Annotated in this window: 22 protein-coding genes and 1 pseudogene; 11 read left to right on the top strand and 12 right to left on the bottom strand. The window is 69.6% G+C overall.

The annotated features are described in order from the left end of the window. The 5 genes from CSR00_RS16020 to aqpZ form a co-directional block, all read left to right on the top strand. The coding region (locus tag CSR00_RS16020) for a PTS fructose transporter subunit IIC (RefSeq protein WP_141564374.1) at positions 1–1179 on the top strand (1179 nt) is incomplete at its 5' end. Between the two features lie 44 nt (positions 1180–1223). Beyond that, positions 1224–1481 (top strand): HPr family phosphocarrier protein, encoded by a 258-nt coding sequence (locus CSR00_RS16015; protein WP_099023400.1) that lies wholly within the window; start codon positions 1224–1226, stop codon positions 1479–1481. Positions 1482–1485: 4 nt separating this feature from the next. Beyond that, complete coding sequence (locus CSR00_RS16010; protein WP_099023399.1) at positions 1486–2409, top strand: fumarylacetoacetate hydrolase family protein; 924 nt, start codon at positions 1486–1488, stop codon at positions 2407–2409. Positions 2410–2437: 28 nt separating this feature from the next. Beyond that, a complete protein-coding gene (locus CSR00_RS16005; protein ID WP_099023398.1) occupies positions 2438–3886 on the top strand; it encodes a chloride channel protein in 1449 nt (482 codons plus the stop codon). A 111-nt stretch (positions 3887–3997) separates the two neighbouring features. After that, positions 3998–4759 (top strand): aquaporin Z, encoded by a 762-nt coding sequence (aqpZ, locus tag CSR00_RS16000; RefSeq protein ID WP_099023397.1) that lies wholly within the window; start codon positions 3998–4000, stop codon positions 4757–4759. Between the two features lie 60 nt (positions 4760–4819). Here the strand turns inward: aqpZ and CSR00_RS15995 are convergent, their stop codons facing one another. Both CSR00_RS15995 and CSR00_RS15990 read right to left on the bottom strand, forming a co-directional pair. Continuing rightward, complete coding sequence (locus CSR00_RS15995) at positions 4820–5365, bottom strand: Dps family protein (RefSeq protein WP_099023396.1); 546 nt, start codon at positions 5363–5365, stop codon at positions 4820–4822. 109 nt (positions 5366–5474) lie between these two features. Continuing rightward, the gene (locus CSR00_RS15990) at positions 5475–6398 is read right to left on the bottom strand and encodes a DNA-3-methyladenine glycosylase family protein (RefSeq protein WP_099023407.1); all 924 of its coding nucleotides are present in this window, start codon (positions 6396–6398) and stop codon (positions 5475–5477) included. 56 nt (positions 6399–6454) lie between these two features. On the opposite strand from CSR00_RS15990, the gene CSR00_RS15985 reads away from it, so the two are divergent. Beyond that, complete coding sequence (locus CSR00_RS15985; RefSeq protein WP_099023395.1) at positions 6455–6880, top strand: nuclear transport factor 2 family protein; 426 nt, start codon at positions 6455–6457, stop codon at positions 6878–6880. Here the strand turns inward: CSR00_RS15985 and CSR00_RS15980 are convergent. Further along, a complete protein-coding gene (locus CSR00_RS15980; RefSeq protein WP_099023394.1) occupies positions 6861–7241 on the bottom strand; it encodes a DUF427 domain-containing protein in 381 nt (126 codons plus the stop codon). The genes CSR00_RS15985 and CSR00_RS15980 overlap by 20 nt on opposite strands. A 47-nt stretch (positions 7242–7288) precedes the next feature. Between CSR00_RS15980 and CSR00_RS15975 the strand changes: the two genes are divergently transcribed. Continuing rightward, positions 7289–7777 carry an SRPBCC family protein gene (locus tag CSR00_RS15975; protein ID WP_099023393.1) on the top strand — a complete coding sequence of 163 codons (489 nt, stop codon included), beginning with the start codon at positions 7289–7291 and terminating at the stop codon, positions 7775–7777. Between the two features lie 103 nt (positions 7778–7880). On the opposite strand, the gene CSR00_RS15970 is transcribed toward CSR00_RS15975, so the two are convergent. The 3 genes from CSR00_RS15970 to CSR00_RS15955 form a co-directional block, all read right to left on the bottom strand. Then, positions 7881–9254 (bottom strand): NAD(P)/FAD-dependent oxidoreductase, encoded by a 1374-nt coding sequence (locus CSR00_RS15970; RefSeq protein ID WP_099023392.1) that lies wholly within the window; start codon positions 9252–9254, stop codon positions 7881–7883. Between the two features lie 356 nt (positions 9255–9610). Continuing rightward, the gene (locus tag CSR00_RS15960; protein ID WP_099023391.1) at positions 9611–10657 is read right to left on the bottom strand and encodes an NAD-dependent epimerase/dehydratase family protein; all 1047 of its coding nucleotides are present in this window, start codon (positions 10655–10657) and stop codon (positions 9611–9613) included. After that, the gene (locus CSR00_RS15955; RefSeq protein WP_099023390.1) at positions 10654–11172 is read right to left on the bottom strand and encodes a nuclear transport factor 2 family protein; all 519 of its coding nucleotides are present in this window, start codon (positions 11170–11172) and stop codon (positions 10654–10656) included. Before CSR00_RS15955 ends, CSR00_RS15960 begins: the two co-directional genes overlap by 4 nt. Before the next feature lie 118 nt (positions 11173–11290). On the opposite strand from CSR00_RS15955, the gene msrB reads away from it, so the two are divergent. Further along, positions 11291–11767 (top strand): peptide-methionine (R)-S-oxide reductase MsrB, encoded by a 477-nt coding sequence (msrB, locus tag CSR00_RS15950; protein ID WP_099023389.1) that lies wholly within the window; start codon positions 11291–11293, stop codon positions 11765–11767. Between the two features lie 50 nt (positions 11768–11817). After that, positions 11818–12327 carry a peptide-methionine (S)-S-oxide reductase MsrA gene (gene msrA / locus CSR00_RS15945; RefSeq protein ID WP_099023388.1) on the top strand — a complete coding sequence of 170 codons (510 nt, stop codon included), beginning with the start codon at positions 11818–11820 and terminating at the stop codon, positions 12325–12327. Between the two features lie 18 nt (positions 12328–12345). On the opposite strand, the gene CSR00_RS15940 is transcribed toward msrA, so the two are convergent. Then, positions 12346–12798, bottom strand: a complete 453-nt coding sequence (locus CSR00_RS15940; protein WP_328514718.1) for a YiiD C-terminal domain-containing protein — start codon at positions 12796–12798, stop codon at positions 12346–12348. Between the two features lie 35 nt (positions 12799–12833). Then, positions 12834–14174, bottom strand: coding sequence for a cytochrome P450 (locus CSR00_RS15935; protein ID WP_099023387.1), 1341 nt, complete (start codon positions 14172–14174; stop codon positions 12834–12836). 108 nt (positions 14175–14282) lie between these two features. Between CSR00_RS15935 and CSR00_RS15930 the strand changes: the two genes are divergently transcribed. Continuing rightward, positions 14283–14924, top strand: coding sequence for a TetR/AcrR family transcriptional regulator (locus tag CSR00_RS15930; protein ID WP_099023386.1), 642 nt, complete (start codon positions 14283–14285; stop codon positions 14922–14924). Between the two features lie 22 nt (positions 14925–14946). Here the strand turns inward: CSR00_RS15930 and CSR00_RS15925 are convergent, their stop codons facing one another. From CSR00_RS15925 to CSR00_RS15910, 4 genes and pseudogenes are all read right to left on the bottom strand, one after another. Further along, positions 14947–15405, bottom strand: coding sequence for a PPOX class F420-dependent oxidoreductase (locus CSR00_RS15925; RefSeq protein ID WP_099023385.1), 459 nt, complete (start codon positions 15403–15405; stop codon positions 14947–14949). A gap of 32 nt (positions 15406–15437) precedes the next feature. After that, positions 15438–15671: pseudogene (locus tag CSR00_RS15920) on the bottom strand (MFS transporter); the annotation flags it as partial. A gap of 50 nt (positions 15672–15721) precedes the next feature. Then, a complete protein-coding gene (locus tag CSR00_RS15915) occupies positions 15722–16840 on the bottom strand; it encodes a fatty acid desaturase family protein (RefSeq protein ID WP_099023384.1) in 1119 nt (372 codons plus the stop codon). Between the two features lie 25 nt (positions 16841–16865). After that, positions 16866–17945, bottom strand: coding sequence for a ferredoxin reductase (locus tag CSR00_RS15910; RefSeq protein WP_099023383.1), 1080 nt, complete (start codon positions 17943–17945; stop codon positions 16866–16868). Between the two features lie 69 nt (positions 17946–18014). Here CSR00_RS15910 and CSR00_RS15905 point away from each other — a divergent pair, with 69 nt between their 5' ends. Then, positions 18015–18701 carry a TetR family transcriptional regulator gene (locus tag CSR00_RS15905; protein WP_099023382.1) on the top strand — a complete coding sequence of 229 codons (687 nt, stop codon included), beginning with the start codon at positions 18015–18017 and terminating at the stop codon, positions 18699–18701. Positions 18702–18770: the final 69 nt, after the last annotated feature.

The raw sequence follows: 18770 nt of genomic DNA, 5'->3' as shown, positions 1-18770 counted from the left end.
GCCGGGGGCGGTGCCGAGGCGTCGGGGGCCGGCGGGTCCTCCGGCGGCGTCGGCTGGGGCACCCGGACCCGTCAGATCCTGCTCACCGGCGTGAGCTACATGATCCCGTTCGTCGCCGCGGGTGGTCTGCTCATCGCCCTGGGATTCCTGTTCGCCGGCTACGAGATCGGGAACACCCCCGACGGGGAGACGAGCTCGCTGGGCAACATCATCGCGTTGAACAACTCCCTGACCGACCTGCCCCCGGGCGGGTTCACCCAGTACCTGGGTGCGGTGCTGTTCTCCCTGGGTGGTCTGGCGTTCGGTTTCCTGGTCCCCGCGCTGGCCGGCTACATCGCCTTCGCCATCGCCGACCGGCCCGGCATCGCGCCGGGCTTCACCGCCGGCGCGGTGGCCATGTTCGTCGGCGGCGGATTCATCGGCGGTATCGTCGGCGGTCTCATCGCCGGTTTCGCCGCCCTGTGGATCAGCAACATCAAAGTGCCGCAATGGTTCCGCGGCCTGATGCCGGTGGTGATCGTGCCGTTGTTCGCCACCCTGGTCGTCGGTCTGATCATGTTCTTCTTCGTCGGCCGGCCGCTGGCCTGGGTGAACACCAGCCTGACCGACTGGCTCAACGGCATGTCGGGAGCCTCCGCGGTGGCCCTGGGCGTCATCCTGGGACTGATGATGTGCTTCGACCTCGGCGGGCCGGTCAACAAGGCCGCCTACGCCTTCGCCACCGCCGGGCTGGCCGCGGGCACCATGGCGTCGTTCCAGATCATGGCCGCGGTGATGGCCGCGGGCATGGTGCCGCCGCTGGCGATGGCCCTGGCCACGGTGGTTCGGCCCCGGCTCTTCAGCGAACCGGAACGCGAGAACGGCCGCCCCGCATGGTTGTTGGGCGCCTCCTTCATCACCGAGGGCGCCATCCCGTTCGCCGCGGCCGACCCGCTGCGGGTGATCCCGTCGATGATGGTGGGCGGCGCGGTCACCGGCGCGCTGAGCATGGCGTTCGGTGCGACCTCACGGGCCCCGCACGGCGGCATCTTCGTGCTCTTCGCCATCGACCACAAGCTGGGCTTCGTGCTCGCGATCCTCGCCGGCACCATCGCCGGAGCGATGACAGTCCTGGCCGCCAAGCAGTTCATCGGCGCCAAACCGGCCGCGGCGGAAGAACCCGCCCTGGCCACCGCATGAGAAGAACCGGCGCACGCCGTCACACCGAAGGGAGCAAGTGAGAAATGCACACCAAGACCGTGGTGGTCGGGTCCGAAGTGGGACTGCACGCCCGCCCCGCCGCCATCATCGCCGAGGCCGTCGTCAACGCCGGGGTTCCGGTGACGCTGTCGATGGACGGTGGTGAGCCCGTCGACGCCGGGTCGGCGCTGATGATCATGACCCTGGGGGCCGGCAAGGGTGCCGAGGTCACCGTCGCCGCCGAGAACGAGGCCACCCTGGCCGAGATCGTCGCGCTGGTGGAGAAGGATCTCGACGCCTGAGCGGATGAGACTTCGCCGCGTGCGCGGCACCGCCGCGCTAGAGACCCAGTACCTCGACGGGGACGCCTGGCGCCCGCTGCCGGGCGTCCCACCGTGGGGGCCTTCCCCGTTCACCGCGGAGTGGGAGCTGGCGACCGCGGACCGCCACGAGCACCGGAGCGGGCACTCCGGGGCGCTGCTGCCCTTCTCACCGCTGTCGTTCCGCGATTTCCTGCTCAGCGAGCAGCACAACATCGCCGCGGCCCGCGGCATGCTGCGCCGCTTCTATCCCGCCAGTTTCCGCGCGACCGCGGCGTTCGAGAGGCTCACGGGCCGCAGCTTCCCGGCCTTCCGGCCGGCCAAGCTGTTCTACCGGCAGCCCATCTACTACATGTCCAACGCGATGACGATCGTCCCGTCCGGCACTCCCGTCGCGTTCCCGGGCTACACCCGCGGCCTGGATTTCGAGCTCGAGGTCGCCTTCGTCCTGGGTGCCCCGCTGCTCAACGCCTCGCCCGCCGAGGCGGAGGCCGCCGTGGCCGCGTTCGTCCTGCTCAACGATTTCAGCGCGCGCGACGTCCAGCGCGACGAGATGGCCTCCGGCCTGGGCCCCCAGAAGTCGAAGCACTTTCTCAGCTCGATGTCGGCCACCGCGGTCACCGCCGACGAGATCCTGCCCCGAATGGACAGCCTGACCGGGTCGGTGCGGATCAACGGGCGCACCGTCGGCACCGTCGACAGCGCCGGGCTGCGCTGGTCGGTCGGCGAGGTGCTCGCGCACGCCTCCCGCGACGAGCAGCTGCTGGCGGGCGAACTGTTCGGGTTGGGCACCCTGGCCGGCGGCTCGGGCATGGAGACCGGACAGTGGCTGAGCCCCGGCGACACGCTGCGGCTGGTGCTCGACGACATCGGTGAGGTCGAGCACCGGATCACCGCGGCCGCGCCCTAGGAAACGTCCTTCAGTAACATCGCACACCGTGCCCGATGCCCAACCGACCCAAGCCAAGGCGGGTGGATGGCTCGGCAGATTCGTCCGTGACTCCGGCTACCTGCGCAAATGGCTGATCCTCGGGGTGGCGATCGGGATCATCGCCGGCCTCGGCGCCGTCGCCTTCTACCTCGCGCTGCGCGGGGCCACCGAGTTCCTGCTGGGCTTTCTCGGCGGCTACGACGTGCCCACCGCGGCCTCGGACGGCGGTAACCCCGGCTCACCGGGCTTCTCCCGCCCGTGGGCGATCCCGCTGGTCACCACCGGCGGCGCGCTGATCTCGGCGCTGCTGGTGCACGCGATCGCGCCGGAGGCCAAGGGACACGGCACCGACAACGCCATCGAGGCCGTCCACACCGACCCCCGGCACATCCGCGCCCGGGTGGTGCTGGTGAAACTCATCGCCAGCGCCCTGACCATCGGCTCCGGCGGGTCGGCCGGACGGGAGGGGCCGACCGCCCAGATCTCGGCCGGCTTCGGCTCGATGGTGACCCGCCTGCTCGACCTCGACGACGCCGACGGCCGCGTGGCGGTGTCACTGGGGATCGGCTCGGGCATCGGCGCCATCTTCAGTGCCCCGCTGGGCGGCGCGGTGCTGGCGGCCTCGATCGTCTACCGGGCCGATTTCGACTACCGCTCGCTGATTCCCGGTTTCATCACCTCGGGGACCGCCTACGCGGTGTTCGGCTCGATCATGGGTTTCCAGCCGGTGTTCGGCTTCATGGCCCCCGACTACAAGTTCGAGGCCGACGAGCTGCCCTGGTTCCTGGTGGTCGGCGTGATCTCGGCCGGGGTCGGCTACCTCTACGCGCGCATGTTCTACGGCACCGTCTCGCTGTCGAACCGGCTGCACATCCCGGCCGGCGCCGTACTCAAGCCCACCATCGGCGGCCTGCTCGTCGGGCTGCTGGCCCTGCTCATTCCGCAGGTGCTCAGCAGTGGGTACGGGTGGGTGCAGCTGGCCTCCCAGCCCGACACCCTGATGGCGATCCCGCTGTGGATCGTGGTGCTGCTGCCGTTCGCCAAGATCCTCGCCACCTCGCTGTCGATCGGCACGGGGGGCTCGGGCGGCATCTTCGGGCCCGGCATCGTGATCGGCGCGTTCGTCGGGGCCGCGGTCTGGCGGGTGGCCGAGCTGTTCGCGGCGCCCGCGCTGCCCACCGGGCCCGCGGTGTTCATCATCGTCGCGATGATGGCCTGTTTCGGCAGCGTCGCGCACGCGCCCCTGGCCGTGATGATCATGGTCGCCGAGATGACCGGCTCGTTCTCGGTGATCCCGGCCGCCATGATCGGGGTCGGCATCGCCTACATGCTGATCAACACCACCACGGTGTCGATCTACCAGTCGCAGCGGCTCAACCGCGAGGCCGCCGCGGCCGAACGCGCCGGGCTGCCGTCGGGTGAACCACCCAGGACGGCGATCAACCCCGACGTCTAGCAGGCGTTTCGGTTTCCTTCCGGGAACGATTCGGCTACGGACCCTTGCGAAGGTCGCACCCTGTGCGACCGTGGTTGCGCATCATGACCTTTCCCGCAAAGGCGGTGGCCAATGAAGTCTCCCACCATGTTTCATCGACTGTCTGCCGAGACGGTAGGCACTTTCTGGCTGGTGCTCGGCGGTTGCGGCAGCGCCGTTTTCGCCGCGAAATTCCTCTCCGGCGACGTCTCGGTCGGAATCGGATTCCTCGGCGTCGCCTTGGCTTTCGGCCTGACTGTGCTCACCGGCGTCTACGCGTTCGGCACGATCTCCGGAGGCCACTTCAATCCGGCGGTCACGCTGGGGGCCGCTCTGGCCCGGCGCGTGGAGTGGAAGGTGGTGCCGCTGTACTGGCTCGTGCAGGTGATCGGCGGGCTGCTTGGCGGCCTGGTGATCTACGCGATCGCCAGCGGCAAACCCGGGTTCCAGGCGGCAGGAAACATGGCCGCCAACGGGTTCGGCGAGCACTCTCCCGGCGGCTACCCACTGGCGGCCGTCCTGCTGGCCGAGGTCGTCCTGACCGCGGTCTTCCTGCTGGTGATCCTCGGCTCGACCGACGACCGCGCCCCGAAAGGTTTTGCGGGGCTGGCGATCGGTCTCACACTGACGCTGATCCACCTGATCTCGATCCCGATTTCGAACACCTCGGTCAACCCGGCACGCAGCACCGGTGTCGCATTCTTCAACGGTGACGGCGCACCCGCGCAGCTGTGGCTGTTCTGGGTGGCGCCGTTGATCGGCGCGGCGATCGCCGGGATCGCCTACCCGTATCTGTTCGGCCGCGCCGAGGAACTCGCCGACCGGCCCGTGCGTGACGCGGCGCTGGATACCTGACAGCCGCCTCGGACCCGCCGCCCGTTGCGGGCGCGGGTCCGAGCGAGTGGGCGGCCGGAGCTACTTGCCGCGCGCGCTGCCGGCAGCCGCCTTCTCGGTCGGCTCACCCTCGTGCACCAGCTTGCCGCCGGCGTTCTCCAGGTGGGCACGCACGAACCACTGGAATTTCTCCAGCTCGGCAGCCTGATCGATAAGGATGTCCTGGGTGACCGGGTCGACCTCCTCGGTCTCCTTGATGCCCTTCCGGATGTCGGCCACCACACCGTTGTAGACCAGGTCGAGCGCCGCCAGATGAGCCTGCACGGTGTCACGACCAACCGAGTAGTCGTCCCAGTCGCGGTCGCGCATGATGGCACTGGGGGTGCCCTGCGGCGAGAAACCCAGGGTCGCAATGCGTTCGGCGACCTCGTCGGCATAGCCACGCACCAGCTCGACCTGCGGGTCAATCATCTCGTGAACGCCGATGAAATTGGGACCCACCACGTTCCAGTGGATGTGCTTGAGCGTCAGATGCAGATCGTTGTAGGTGCTCAGCTGGCGCTGCAGCAGCTCGGCAACCTCCGCGGCCTGCTTGTCGGTCATGCCGGGAATCGTGAAGTTCGTCATCAACTGCTCCTTCCCTACGATGCTTCAGATCAGTTGTCGTCGGCACATCCCATACCCACAAGTGCGGGGCGGTAATCGTCTCGCGTGCCGTTGCGGCGCCGCAGAGCGGCTACAAGGCGCTGATGTTCTGCACCGGGAGCCGGGCGCCGAAACGCGGCTCCCTGGCCAACCCGCTGACCTCCAGCAGCCGGACCGCCCGGTGCCGGTGTGGTCGCATCGGCTCGAGCAGTTCGAGCATGCCCGCGTCGTCGACGGGGTGACCGGCCAGCGTCCAGCCGATCATCTTGGGAATGTGGTAGTCGCCCACCGACAGCGCATCGGCATCGCCCCAGGCGCGCTGTGCGACCTCGGCGGCCGTCCAGACCCCGACCCCCGGCAGCGACGTCAGCGCCGCGCGCGCCTCGGCCGCCGGACGGTTCGAGAGCCGCTCCAGGGAGGCGGCCCGCTGCGCGCAGCTCACGATGGCCCGGGCCCGGTTGGGGTCCACGTTGGCCCGGTGGAACTCCCAGGACGGGATGCGCCGCCACACCTCGGGGGCCGGCGGGACGCGCATCCGGGCCGGCGCCGGGCCCGGGGCCGCGGTACCGAACCGGGTCACCAGCACCCGCCACGACCGGAAAGCGTCGGCGCCGGGCACCCGCTGCTCGATGACCGCCGGGACGAGGGCCTCCACCACCCGGCGCGTCCTGCCCAGCCGCAGATGCGGGACCCTGCGCCAGGCCTGCGCCACGACGGGGTGCACCGGATCGAAGTCCGAGCAGTCGTCATCGAAGCCGAGCAGACCTGGCAGCAGGTCGGCGAATTCGTCGGCGCCGTCGCCCCAGGCGCGGCCGCGCACGGCGGCCGGTCCCACCCGGGTGATCTGGGCCGTCACCGCGCCGGATTCCAGCAGGCTGGTCCGCCAGATCGCCCGGTCCGCGTCGATCTGGAAGGTCGGGTCGCCGGGACCGCGGCGCAGCGGTGCCAGCGTCGCCCCGGGGCTGGCCGGCCCCGCAAAGGTCACGACGCGGTCGGAGGTTCGTACCGTCTCTATCCCGGACACGCTAGTCCGCGTTGACTGCCACAGTCCCACCAGCCAGGATGACGAGGATGACAACGCCGTTCGACGACCCCCAGGCGGAGCTGGCATGGATGTTCATGCAGAGCCTCAGCGCCGACGGCGACCTCGATGAGGGCTTTGCCCTGCTCAGCGAGGACTTCACGTACTGGAACAACGCCACCCGCCGAACCTGGGACAAGGCCGGGCTGCGCGCTTTCGCCGATCGGCTGAGCACGATGATCGAGCTCGACTTCGATCTGATCAGCTGCCTCAACGAGGGCGAGAACGTGCTGATCGAGGCGCAGCCGGAGGGGCAGACCAGCGCCGGGGTGCACTACGACACCCCGATCGCGTTCGTCTTCGAGACCCGGGACGGCTTCATCGTCTCGCTGCGCGAGTACGGCGACACCCGCCTGTTCGACAAGGCGTTCGGCCAGGTGGTGCAGCCGGAGGCGGTCAACCCGCCGCAATGGTGATGTCGGCCTTGCCGGGGTAGAACGCGACGTAGCCGGCGATCGGCGCCACGGCCGGATAGGGATCGCGGTAGGTCCACACCGCGTCCTCGACCACCGCGCCGTCGGCCGTCGTCACGTGGTAGTAGCCCGCCTCGCCCTTGAACGGGCAGTACGTCTGGTGCCCGCTGGGCGCCAGCCGCCCGTGGACCACGTCATCGAGCGGAAGATATTGCACCGGTGGGTATTCGGACTCCCGCAGGGTCAGCGCACGGGAACTCTCGGCGACGGTTTCCCCGTTGACCCTGACCTGCACGCGACCGCGGGTCTCCTCGACGGTGATCGGGTGTTCGGGCGAGGGCTGGAGCACGGGGCGTTGGGCCATGACAGAAGCAACAACGAACGTCGCGCCGCATTCCCTATCATCGGCTGATGACCCCGAACCGCGCACCGGACGGCTCGGTCGACATCGACGTCGACGCCGCCCCGGATCGCATCTACGCATTGATCACCGACCTGGCGACGCTGGCCGAGCTGGCCGAGGAGACCGCCACGATGCGCTGGACCAGGGGCGACGGCGCGCGTCCCGGCTCCGTGTTCAAGGGCACCAACCGCAACGGCAGCCACCGCTGGACCACGACGTGCACGGTCGCCGAGGCGCAGCCCGGACGGGTGTTCGCCTTCGACGTGGACTACCTGTCGTTGCCCATCGCGCACTGGCGCTACGACATCAGCGACATCGGCGACACCAGCGACACCAGCGCCGGTGCGCGCGTCACGGAGAGCACCTGGGACCGGCGACCGGGCTGGTTCCGCCGCGTCGCGGGGTACGCCACCGGCGTCCACGACCGCTCCTCGGCCAATGTCGAGCACATCCGGGTCACCCTGCAGCGCCTCAAACAGCGCGCCGAGACGGGCTAGCGGCCCGGCGGGCCCATTCATTCAGACACCGTGCCGGTCACTTCGGCGTTCCGGGCGGCCTGAGTTCTGAGTCGATGGGGTCTGTGGGCGCGCCGGCCGGCGCTCAGGGCCGGCGGGCGATCCAGTCGGCCGCGACCGCGATCGGTGAGGTGCTCGGGCGCCCGGAGCCCTCATGGCGGTCGGCCAGCTTGTAGGCCTGGTACATCCCGCGCACACCCAGCCAGCGCAGCGGCTCGGGTTCCCAGGTCCGCGACCGGTGCCCCACCCACGGCATCCGGGTCAGCGCGGTGTCGCGGCGCAGCACCAGGTCGGTCAGGGTGCGGCCGGCGAGGTTGGTCGCGGTCACCCCGTGACCGACGTAGCCGCCGGCCCAGCCCAGACCGGTCGAGCGGTCCAGGTCCACCCCCGCCGACCAGTCCCTCGGCACGGCCAGCACCCCGCACCAGCCGTGGGCGATCCCCGCGGCGCGGGTCTGCGGCAGCAGGGTGTGCAGCACACCGGCCAGGTAGTCGATGGTGTCCTGGCCGAGCGCACCGTCGCGGTCGATTCCCGAGGCGTAGCGGTAGGGCACGGCACGCCCGCCGATGGCGATGCGGTCATCGGCGGTGCGCTGGGCGTAGAAGAAGCCGTGGGCGGTGTCTCCGAGGGTCTCCCTACCCTCCCAGCCGATCGACTCCCACACCTGCGCCGGGAGCGGCTCGGTGGCGATCATCGCGCTGTTCATCGGCAGCCAGCGCCGTTTCAGGCCGGGCAGCCTGGTGGTGAAACCCTCGGTGGCGCGCAGGATCGTCGGCGCACGGACCACACCGCGGTCGGTGACGGCGTGCCCGGGCCGGATCTCGGTGACCGGTGTCTGCTCGTAGAGCGCGACCCCGGCACGCTCCACCACGTCGGCCAGCCCGCGGGCCAGCTTCGCCGGCTGGATCCGGGCGCAGTGCGGGGTGTAGGTGGCCAGCACCATGTCGCCGATGGTGATGCGCGCGCGTGCCTCCTCGGCGGACAGCAGTACCGCGTCGGTGTTGCCCCACTCCTTGTCGTCCTCGTACTCGGCGCGCAGCCGGGCCGCCTGGGCGGGGTTGCGGGCGATGTCCAGGGCGCCGCCCTTGACGATGTCGGCGTCGATGCCCTCGCGGGCGGCGACGTCGATCACCTCGTCGACGGCGGCGTTGAGCGCGTGTTGCCAGTCGATCACCGCGCCGCGCCCGTGCTCGCGGGCCAACAGCCGGCGATGCCCCGGGGCCAGCCCCGACAGCCAGCCACCGTTGCGGCCGGACGCGCCGAACCCGGCGAACCGGGCCTCCAGCACGGCGATCTCCAGCTCGGGGGCGGCCCGTTTCAGGTAGTAGGCGGTCCACAGGCCGGTGTACCCGGCGCCGACGATGCAGACGTCGGCGTCGATATCACCCGGCAGCGGTGCGCGCGGCTCGGGGAGTTCGGAGAACCAGTGCGACACGCGACCGTTGACCGTCGGGGACACGCTGATGATCTTTGCACCACCGGCGCCGATGGCGGTCGGTGGGACCGGACGGCCACCGGTTTCGCGTCAGTCCCCCACGCTAGACTCGAACACATGTTCGATGGATCGTTGCCGGGGCCCGAGGCGTTGACCGACGCCGACGACGCCGCCCTGGTGGCCGCGATCACCGGGTGGACGCGGGTTGCCTCCGCGGCCCGGGCCGGGACGCACCCTGATGATGCCGCGGCGAAAACGCACCCGCGCCCAGGCCCGACACCACCGCATCACCACCGAACGCGCCCTCAACGACGCCCACGTCGCCGAACGCAACCGGCCACCACCCTTCCGAACGAACGGGGTGTCATCGGGCTGGACGGCTAATCGCCGCGCGCCGCTGCGCGTGTGCGCCGCGCCGCGCGCATCCGGTCCCAGAACCGGGCGGCCTCGCGGATGGACTCCTCGACCGGGCGGGGCTGCCAGCCCAGTTCCCGGCGGGCCTTGCCGCAGTCGACGTCGGCCTCGGCCCGCATCAGCCGGACCGACTCCAGCGTCAGGCGCTCGTCGGTCCCGCGCAGCCGGGCCTTGAGCGTCCCCAGGGCGCCCATCGCGTAGAGGATCGGCACGGGCACCGAACGCCGCGGCGGCGGCACCCCCACCTCGGCGGCCGCGATGGTGATCACCTCGCGGTTGCTGATCATCTTCTCCGAGATCAGGTAGCGCTCACCGACCCGGCCGCGCTCGGCGGCCAGGATCAGCGCCGCGGCGGCATCGTCGACGCCGACCGCCTCCAGCGCGATCCCGTCGAGCACGAACGGCAGCTTGCCGAACACCGTGCCGGCGATGAGTGCACCGTGCGGGGTCATGCCGTAGTCGCCGGCACCGTAGGTGCTCGCGACGCACATCGCCACGGCCGGCAGCCCGCGCTCGCGCACGTACCGCATCACCAGGTCCTCGGCCTCGACCCGGGAGCGCACGTAGGCGGTCAGCCCGCGCCGGTCGATGAGGTCGTCCTCGGTGGCGACCCTGCCGCGGGCCCGGCCCACCGTCGAGTAGCTGCTGGTGAACACGAACTTGGTCAGCGTGCCGGCCGCCGCGCAGTCGGCGGCGACGTCGAGCACGCCGCGCAGGCCCTCGACGTTGGTCCGGAACAGCGGCGCGGGATCCCGCAGCCACGCACGGGTGTCCACCACGCAGTAGTAGACGACGTCGCATCCGGTCATCGCCTCGCGGACGGTGTCGAGGTCGAAGATGTCCCCGACGTAGCGGGTGACCCGGGGGTTGTCGATGAGGTCGTCAATGCCGACGGTGTTGGCGCCCTCCCGCACCATCACCCGCACGTCGTGGCCGGCCTCGACGAGCTGGCGGGTGACGTGTGAGCCCAGGTAGCCGTTGGCGCCGATGACCAGTTTGGGTGCGGCGCTCACCGACCGCCCCCATCGTGGTGGGCGTACTTGTCGAACCAGGCGGCGGCCTCGTCGTCGAGGGTGCCCAGCTCGCGCGCCTTGCGGCACCAGGCGATCGAGGCCTGCACGAAGCGCAGCGGGTTGTAGACGTCCTCCTGCTGGCGCCACAGTCCGTCGCCGGCGTAGGTGACGATCGAGATGTTGGTCGCGCTGATGATCGTGCCGTCGCCGGGGTCGCGCATCGGGTTGTCCAGTTCGCAGATCACCCGGCCGGTCGGCTCGTCGATCACCGACCACAGCGACGGGAACGCGGTCATGTGGCTGCCGGGGAACGTCGACATGGTGCGGCGGATCCAGGTGCGCACCTCGTCACGGCCGTGCATGGTGCCCGCGGCGTGCTCGATGTAGGTGACATCCGGGGTGTAGTGCTCCACCCAGCGGTCCCAGTCCTTGGTCTCGGCGGCGCGGGCGACGGTCTGCTCGAAGGTCGCGAAGGCCGAGGCGAGTTCGTCGCGCGTGAAAACCCTGGTCGTCACACCAGAAACTAGAACACGTTCTACAAGGATTTGTCGAGGGCTTGGTGGGGGAGCCGGTCGGAACTATCTGAAGAGCGGTTGAGGTTATCCGGATAGCAGTTCGCACGGAAGGAGACCCATGACCGACTCCACACCCGCCGGCCGGGTGACCTATCACAGGAATCCCACCGCCATCGACGCACTCTCGCCCGAGCAGTACCGGGTCACCCAGCGCGACGGCACCGAGCGCCCGTTCACCGGCCAGTACTGGGACAACCACGAGCCGGGCATCTACGTCGACGTGGTCTCCGGTGAGCCGCTGTTCGCGTCGGTCGACAAGTTCGACAGCGGCTCGGGCTGGCCGAGCTTCACCCGGCCCGTCGACGCGGGCAACGTGGTCGAGAAACGCGACCTCAGTCACCTGATGCTGCGGACCGAGGTGCGCTCGGCCCACGGCGACAGCCATTTGGGCCATGTCTTCACCGACGGACCCCGCGACCGGGGCGGGTTGCGCTACTGCATCAACTCCGCCTCGCTGCGGTTCGTCCATCTCGACGACCTGGAGGCCCAGGGATACGGCGCATACCGCGCGCTGTTCGGCGGCCCGGACAGCTAGGCGTGGAAGATGGCTGTAGGCGGCACGAACATCAGATCCGAGGAGATGCAATGACCGACCATCAGATGGCGATCCTGGCCGGCGGCTGTTTCTGGGGCATGCAGGACCTCATCCGCAAGCAGCCGGGGGTGGTGAGCACCCGGGTGGGCTACACCGGCGGCCAGAACGACCACCCGACCTACCGCAACCATCCCGGCCATGCCGAGGCGCTGGAGATCAAATACGACCCGGCGCAGACCGACTACCGGGCGCTGCTGGAGTTCTTCTTCCAGATCCACGATCCGACCACCAGGAACCGCCAGGGCAACGACGTCGGCACCAGCTACCGCTCGGCGATCTTCTACCTCGACGACGAGCAGAAGCGGGTCGCGCTGGACACCATCGCCGACGTCGACGCCTCGGGGCTGTGGCCGGGCACGGTGGTCACCGAGGTCACGCCGGCATCGGAGTTCTGGGAGGCCGAACCGGAACACCAGGACTACCTGGAGCATTACCCCAACGGCTACACCTGCCACTTCCCCCGCCCGGGCTGGAAACTGCCCAAGCGCGAGACCGTGTAGCCCACCAGCTAGGTAGAGCTAGGCACGGTGGGCCCGCAGCTGGTACAGCCCGTGCGTGCGGGCCACCACTTTACCGTCGGCGTCGGTCACCACGGCGTCGACGGGGTAGTCGGCCTTGCCCCGGTCCTCGGCCTCCGCGCGGACCCGGGCGATGGTCTGTTCATCGAGTGAGGCCTCGGCGCGCAACTGCGTGGTGGCCATGCCCACGAAAGCGATGTCGACGTTCTTCACCAGCGGAAAGTATGTGGCCGCGTCGAAGCTGGACAGGGCCAGAATGCCGCCGAGGATCTCCGCGGCGGTGAACTGCACGCCGGCATAGATCACCCCGAAGTGGTTGCCGTTACCTTCGACCGGCACGGTGACGGCGGCGAATCCCGGCCTGGCCTCCACCACCTTCACCCCCATCTGGTGGGCGGCGGGGATGGTCGAGGCCAGATTGGCGTTCATCATGTCGACGATCGAATCGGTCACGCGTTGGATGCTAGACCGGCCCGGTCGCGGACCGGTCAGGCAGTCCTGCGGTGCACGGTGATCCGGCCACCGCGCTTGGGGGTGAACGCCACACCCCGCGAGTGCCACTTCTCCCCGGGCGCCGACGTGGCCTGAATGACGAAGTGGCGCAACACCGTCCGCACCACCACATCCATCTCCATATTGGCGAACGCCGCACCGACACAGCGGCGCGTGCCACCGCCGAACGGGATCCAGGCGAAGGTGTTGGGCCGCTCGCCCACGAAGCGCTGCGGGTCGAACCGTTCCGGATCGGGGAACTCCTCCGAATCCCGGTGGGCCATCCCGATCCCGACCGAGATCGAATAGCCCTGCGGGATGGTCCATTCCCCGAGCTCGAAGGTCGGCGACAGCACCCGCCGGCCGGCGAAGTCGATCACCGTGCGGTTGCGCTGCACCTCCAGGATCGTGGCCTGCCGGTACTCGTTGTCGTCGGTGGCGGCCTCGGCGACCAGCTTCTCGAGCACCGCGGGATGCCGCGACACACGCTCGAAGAACCATGCCAGCGTCGAGGCCGTGGTCTCGTGCCCGGCGGCCAGCAGCGTCAGCAGCTCATCGCCGATCTCGCTGGGCGTCATCGGGGTGCCGTCCTCGTAGGTGCTGCGCACCAGCAGCGCCAGCACGTCGGTGCGCTCCTCGAGCTGCGGGTCGGAGCGGGCCTGGTCGATCAGCGCCTCGACCACCTCGTCGTACTCGCGCCGGTACCCGGCCAGCCGGTTCCACGGACTCCAGCGGCCCAGATCGCGGCCGGGTTTCGGCAGCACCACCAGCCGGGACCCCAGCGTCACCCAGGGCGGCAGGATCCGGCGCAGCGAGTCCAGTTCGGCTCCGATGGCACCGAAGATGGCGCGCAGGATGACGTCGATGGTGATCCGCATCATCGGCTCGAGGGTTTCGAACTCGCGCCCCTCGGGCCAGGAGGAGATCTCGCGCAGCGTCTCCTCCTCGACGATGGCTTCGTAGTTCCGCATCGCCTTGCCGTGGAACGGCGGGGTGAGCAGCTTGCGGCGGCGACGATGTTCGGAGCCCTCCAGGGCGAACACCGAACCCGGCCCGAGGATGCGGCTCAGGTTGGGCTGAATGTTGCCCAGCACCTCGGTGGGTGCGGTGAACACCTGCTTGGCCAGCGCGGGGTCGGTGACCACCACCATCGGCCCGAACACCGGCGTGCTCAGGGTGAAGGCCGAACCGTACATTCCCGTCAGCCGCCGGATCAGCTGCCGGCGCAGGGCGGCGTAGCCGACGGCCTGCAGGAACTTAGGCACCGGTGGGGAGGGTGGCAGCCGGACGGGGCGCTCGGCGGTCTCAAGCGGCCGGTCGATCGTCGCTTCACTCATCGGAGATACCTCCCAAGGCTCTGTGGTACTTCGCCGTACCACGCTCTACCGGGTACGGTACCGGCTGGTACCGCGATCCGGCAAGGGTGGAGGAGGAAACTGACCCCCATGGGTTCCCCCGGCGTCGACGTCCCCCGCCCCGCCGGCGCGGATCCGTTTCGCGAACGCCTGCTCGACGGGCTGGCCGAGTCGATCGCCGAGCGTGGCTACCGCGACACCACGGTGGCCGACATCGTGCGGCACGCCAAGACCTCCAAGCGCACCTTCTACGCGCATTTCGCCGGCAAGAACGAATGCCTGCTCGACCTGCTCGACATCGAGAACGCCAGGATGGTCGAGGCGATCCGCGCCGCCGTCGATCCGCACGGCCACTGGCACACCCAGATCGAACAGGCCATCGACTCCTACGTCCGGACCGTCGCGGCGCGTCCGACGATCTGGCTGACCTGGATCCGGGAATTCCCCGCGCTCGGCGACGCCGCCCGCCCCACGCAGCGCCGCGAGACCCAGCGCCTGATCGACATGCTGATGGATCTGACGAGAAGCCCCGGCTTCCGCGAGGCCGGCCTGCCCGGGATCACCCGGCCTCTGGCGCTCATCCTGCTCGGCGGCCTGCGCGAGCTGACCGCCTACTCCCTCGAAGACGGCGAGGACATCCGCGGCATCGCCGACACGGCGGTGGCCGCCTGCGCGGCACTGGTCAGCCGCGGATACCCGGGGGCCCACCAGCAGGCCCGGGAACGGGCCTGACGAACCCGACCGGCGGCCGGGGCTAGCGCTCCGGCGGGAATCCGCCCGTGGCCACCGGCCCCCAGCTGCGCGGGGTGATCCGGATCAGGCACTTGCCCTGCTGGGCCATCGCCTGGCGGTACTCGTCCCAGTCCGGATGTTCACCGGCGATCGCGCGGTAGTAGTCGACCAGCGGTTCCAGCGCCTCGGGCAGGTCGATGACCTCCGCGTCGCCGTCGATCTGGACGTAGGGGCCGTTGAACTCGTCGGAGAGCACGACGACGCTGGCCGTTCCGGCGCGGCGCGCATTGGTGCTCTTGGCACGCTGGGGGTAGCTGGAGATCACCAGCCGCCCCTGCTCGTCCACCCCGCCGGTGACCGGTGAACTCTGCAGGCCACCGCCGGACCGGAAGGTGGTGAGCACCATCTTGTGTCGGGGCCGGACGAAGTCCAGCAGCCCGGTGAGGTCGACGTGTCGTGCCGTGGCGTAGGTGCGGGCCATGTCTTCACTCTAGGACCGCCGCGGCCACCCGCTCAGGCGCGTCCGCTGACGTGGGACCCGGCGTCGCCGGGCAGGCGCACGGTCTCGACGAGGGTGAGCGCCATCAGCGCGCCCAGCACGGCGAACGTCCAGGCGTAGGAGGTCAGCACGGTCAGCAGCAGCGCGGCCACGGCGATCCCCAGCCCGGCGGCCAGCTCCTGCACCGACGCGTTGAGGGTGTTGGCGTGGGTGAGTTCGTCACCGTCGACGTCGGAGAACGCCATGCTGGGCCCCACCCGTCGGCGCACCCCGAAAGCGGCCTGGGTTTCGGACTGGGCTAGGCGCCCACCGCGACGGGCTCCCGAGCCTCGGCGCGCTCGCGCGGTGCGGGCTGCGACCGGCCCGGCAGGGCCAGCCGGACGATCTTGCGCACCACGGTCGCGAACTGGCGGGGCAGCGGGCCACTGTTGTACGGAATCCCGTAGCGCCCGCACACCTCGCGCACCTCGCCGGCGATCTCGGCGTAGCGCCGGGCCGGGATGTCCGGGAACAGGTGGTGTTCGATCTGGTGGGACAGGTTGCCCGACAACAGATGAAACAGCCGGCCCCCGGTGAGGTTCGCCGAGCCGAGGACCTGGCGGAAATACCACATCCCCCGGCTCTCCCGGCGGGTGTCCTCGATCGCGAATTCCTGGGTGCCGTCCGGGAAGTGGCCGCAGAAGATGATCATGAACGCCCACACGTTGCGGATCAGATTCGCCGAGAGGTTCCCGGCCAGCACGAACGGGGCGACCGGCCCGGCCAGCAGGGGGAAGGCCACATAGTCCTTGAGTACCTGCTTGCGCGTCTTACCCCAGATCTCGGCGAGGACCTCGCGCTTGTCGGCCACGCTGATCTCGCCCGACCGGATGCGTTCGGTCTCCAGTTCGTGCAACGCGACGCCGTACTGGAAAAGCACCATCAGCAGGAACGCGTAGACGGGGTTGCCCAGGAAGTAGGGGCTCCACCGCTGGTCGGGGCTCATGCGCAGAATCCCGTAGCCGATGTCGCGGTCCATGTCGACGATGTTGGTGTAGGTGTGGTGCATGTAGTTATGCGAGTGCCGCCACTGGTCGGCCGGGCAGGCGGTGTCCCATTCGAAGCGGTTGCCCGCATACGCCGGGTCGCCCATCCAGTCGTACTGGCCGTGCATCACGTTGTGGCCGATCTCCATGTTGTCCAGGATTTTCGACACCGCGAGCATCGCGGTACCGGCCAGCCATGCCGGCGGCAGGAAACCGAGGAACAACAGTCCGCGGCCGCCGACCTCAAGGGCGCGTTGCGCCTTGACGACGTTGCGGATGTAGTCGGCGTCGACTTCGCCCAGGTCGGCCAGGACGCGGTCGCGGATCGCGTCGAGTTCGCGGCCGAACGCGTCGGCCTGCTCGGGTGTCAGGGTGATCGGTGAGGTGGTCATCTCTACTCCATTGGTGTGGTGTCGGTCAGAGCGCGATCGAGACGTCGCCGCGGGCGGCGGACACGCACAACTGCACGTCCTCGCCGTCGGCGGACGACACCGCGCCGGTGATCAGGTTCTCGACGGTGCCGGTGGTCTTGCGCCGCGTGCAGGTGTGGCAGATACCCATCCGGCATCCACTTTTCGGCCGCAGACCGGCCGCCTCCGCCTGCTCCAGCAGCGGACGCCCGTCGTCCTCGACGGTGACCGCGCTGTCGGCGAAGCTGATGGCCCCGCCGCAGGATTCGGGCAGGCCCCGGGGCGAGGCAAGGGACGCCGGGGGCACGAAGGTCTCCGAGTACGCGTCCGGGTGCACGCGTGTGACGGCCTCCACCAGCGCCGGCGGCCCACACACGTAGACCGCATCCGGGTCGGGCATGGCCGCGCCGAGGTGCTCTGCGCAGCAGTGACCCCCTAGGTCGCCGTCCCCGGCGGCGCGGGTGAATCCGTGCAACACCCGCACCCCGGTCATCGCCGCCAACTCGTCGCGATAGCAGGCCTCGGCGGCGGAGCGGGCATAGTGCACGAACGCGATCTCGCCGGTGTGCCCTTCGCCGCGCAGCGACCGCAGCATGGACATCACCGGGGTGATGCCGGTCCCGCCGGAGACGAACAGGATGCGGCCCGGACGTTTCGCCGGAAGCACGAACTCCCCTGCCGCCTCGCCCAATTCGAGCACCATGCCCGGGCGGGCGCGGTCGTGCAGGTAGCGGGAGACCAGGCCGTGGTCGTGGCGCCCGACGGTCAGCTCGATCCGCGGATCGCGCTGTGCTCCCGCCGGCGAGTAGCACCGGGTGCGGCGGCGCCCGTCGATCTCGACCGACACCGCGAGGTGCTGGCCCGCGGTGAAGCCACCGAAGGCCGCGTTGGGAACCAGGGTCAGCGTCACGGTGCGCGGTGTCGTGCGGCGCACGTCGACGACCCTGGCGCGCGCTTCGGCCCGGGACCATGTCGGTTCCACGAGCTCGGTGTAGCGGTCCAGGCCGTGTGGGCCGGTGAGCAGGTCCACCAGCGGTGTACCCAGCACCGTGAACCGCATCGCGTGGCTCAGAGTTTCAGTGAACATGTGTACACTGTGTGAAGAGAAACTCCACCAAGTCAAGGCATTCACCCAGGCTGTGGTACGGTTCACACAGTGAACGCCCGTACTCCCAGATCGCGGTCGTCGCGCCATTCCACCCGGCCGGTGCACGGCAGGGGCCGGGAATCGGCCACCCGCGAGGAGCGCAAGGAGGCCACCCGGCGCGCGATCATCGAGGCGGCCCTCAAACTCGTCGACGAACGCAGCTATGCCGGATTGAGCCTGCGTGAGGTGACCAGGGAGGCCGGCATCGTCCCGGGCGCCTTCTACCGGCATTTCGAGTCGATGGAGGCACTGGGGCTGGTGCTCATCGACGAGTCGTTCCGCTCCCTGCGCGACATGTTGCGCGGTGCGCGCGCTGGCAAGCTGGACACCAGCCGGGTGATCGAGTCCTCGGTGGACATCCTGGTTGCCAGCGTCGCCGAACAGCGCGAACACTGGCGCTTCATCGGCCGCGAGCGCTCCAGCGGCATGTCAGTGCTGCGCTATGCCATTCGTACCGAAATCCGTTTGATCGCTTCGGAACTGGCGACCGACCTGGCCCGCTTTCCGGAACTGAACGGCTGGAGCACCGAGGATCTGAACATCCTGGCCAGCCTGTTCGTCAACGCGATGATCTCCATTGCCGAGCTGATCGAGGACGCCCACAACCCCGACGCGCTCGCCGAGATCAAACGGCTGGCCATCAAGCAGCTGCGGATGATCGTGCTCGGAGTGCAGGGCTGGCACAGCACCCCCTGAACGGGGCCCACCCCGGCGCCCCGTCCAGGGGCATGTTTGGCCGACCACCGAGTCGGGGTACCTGCCGAT

Source organism: Mycolicibacterium palauense, from assembly GCF_002592005.1.
Classification (GTDB): domain Bacteria; phylum Actinomycetota; class Actinomycetes; order Mycobacteriales; family Mycobacteriaceae; genus Mycobacterium; species Mycobacterium palauense.
Note: the sequence above shows the minus strand (reverse complement) of the source record. Positions and strands in the feature narration are given on the sequence as shown.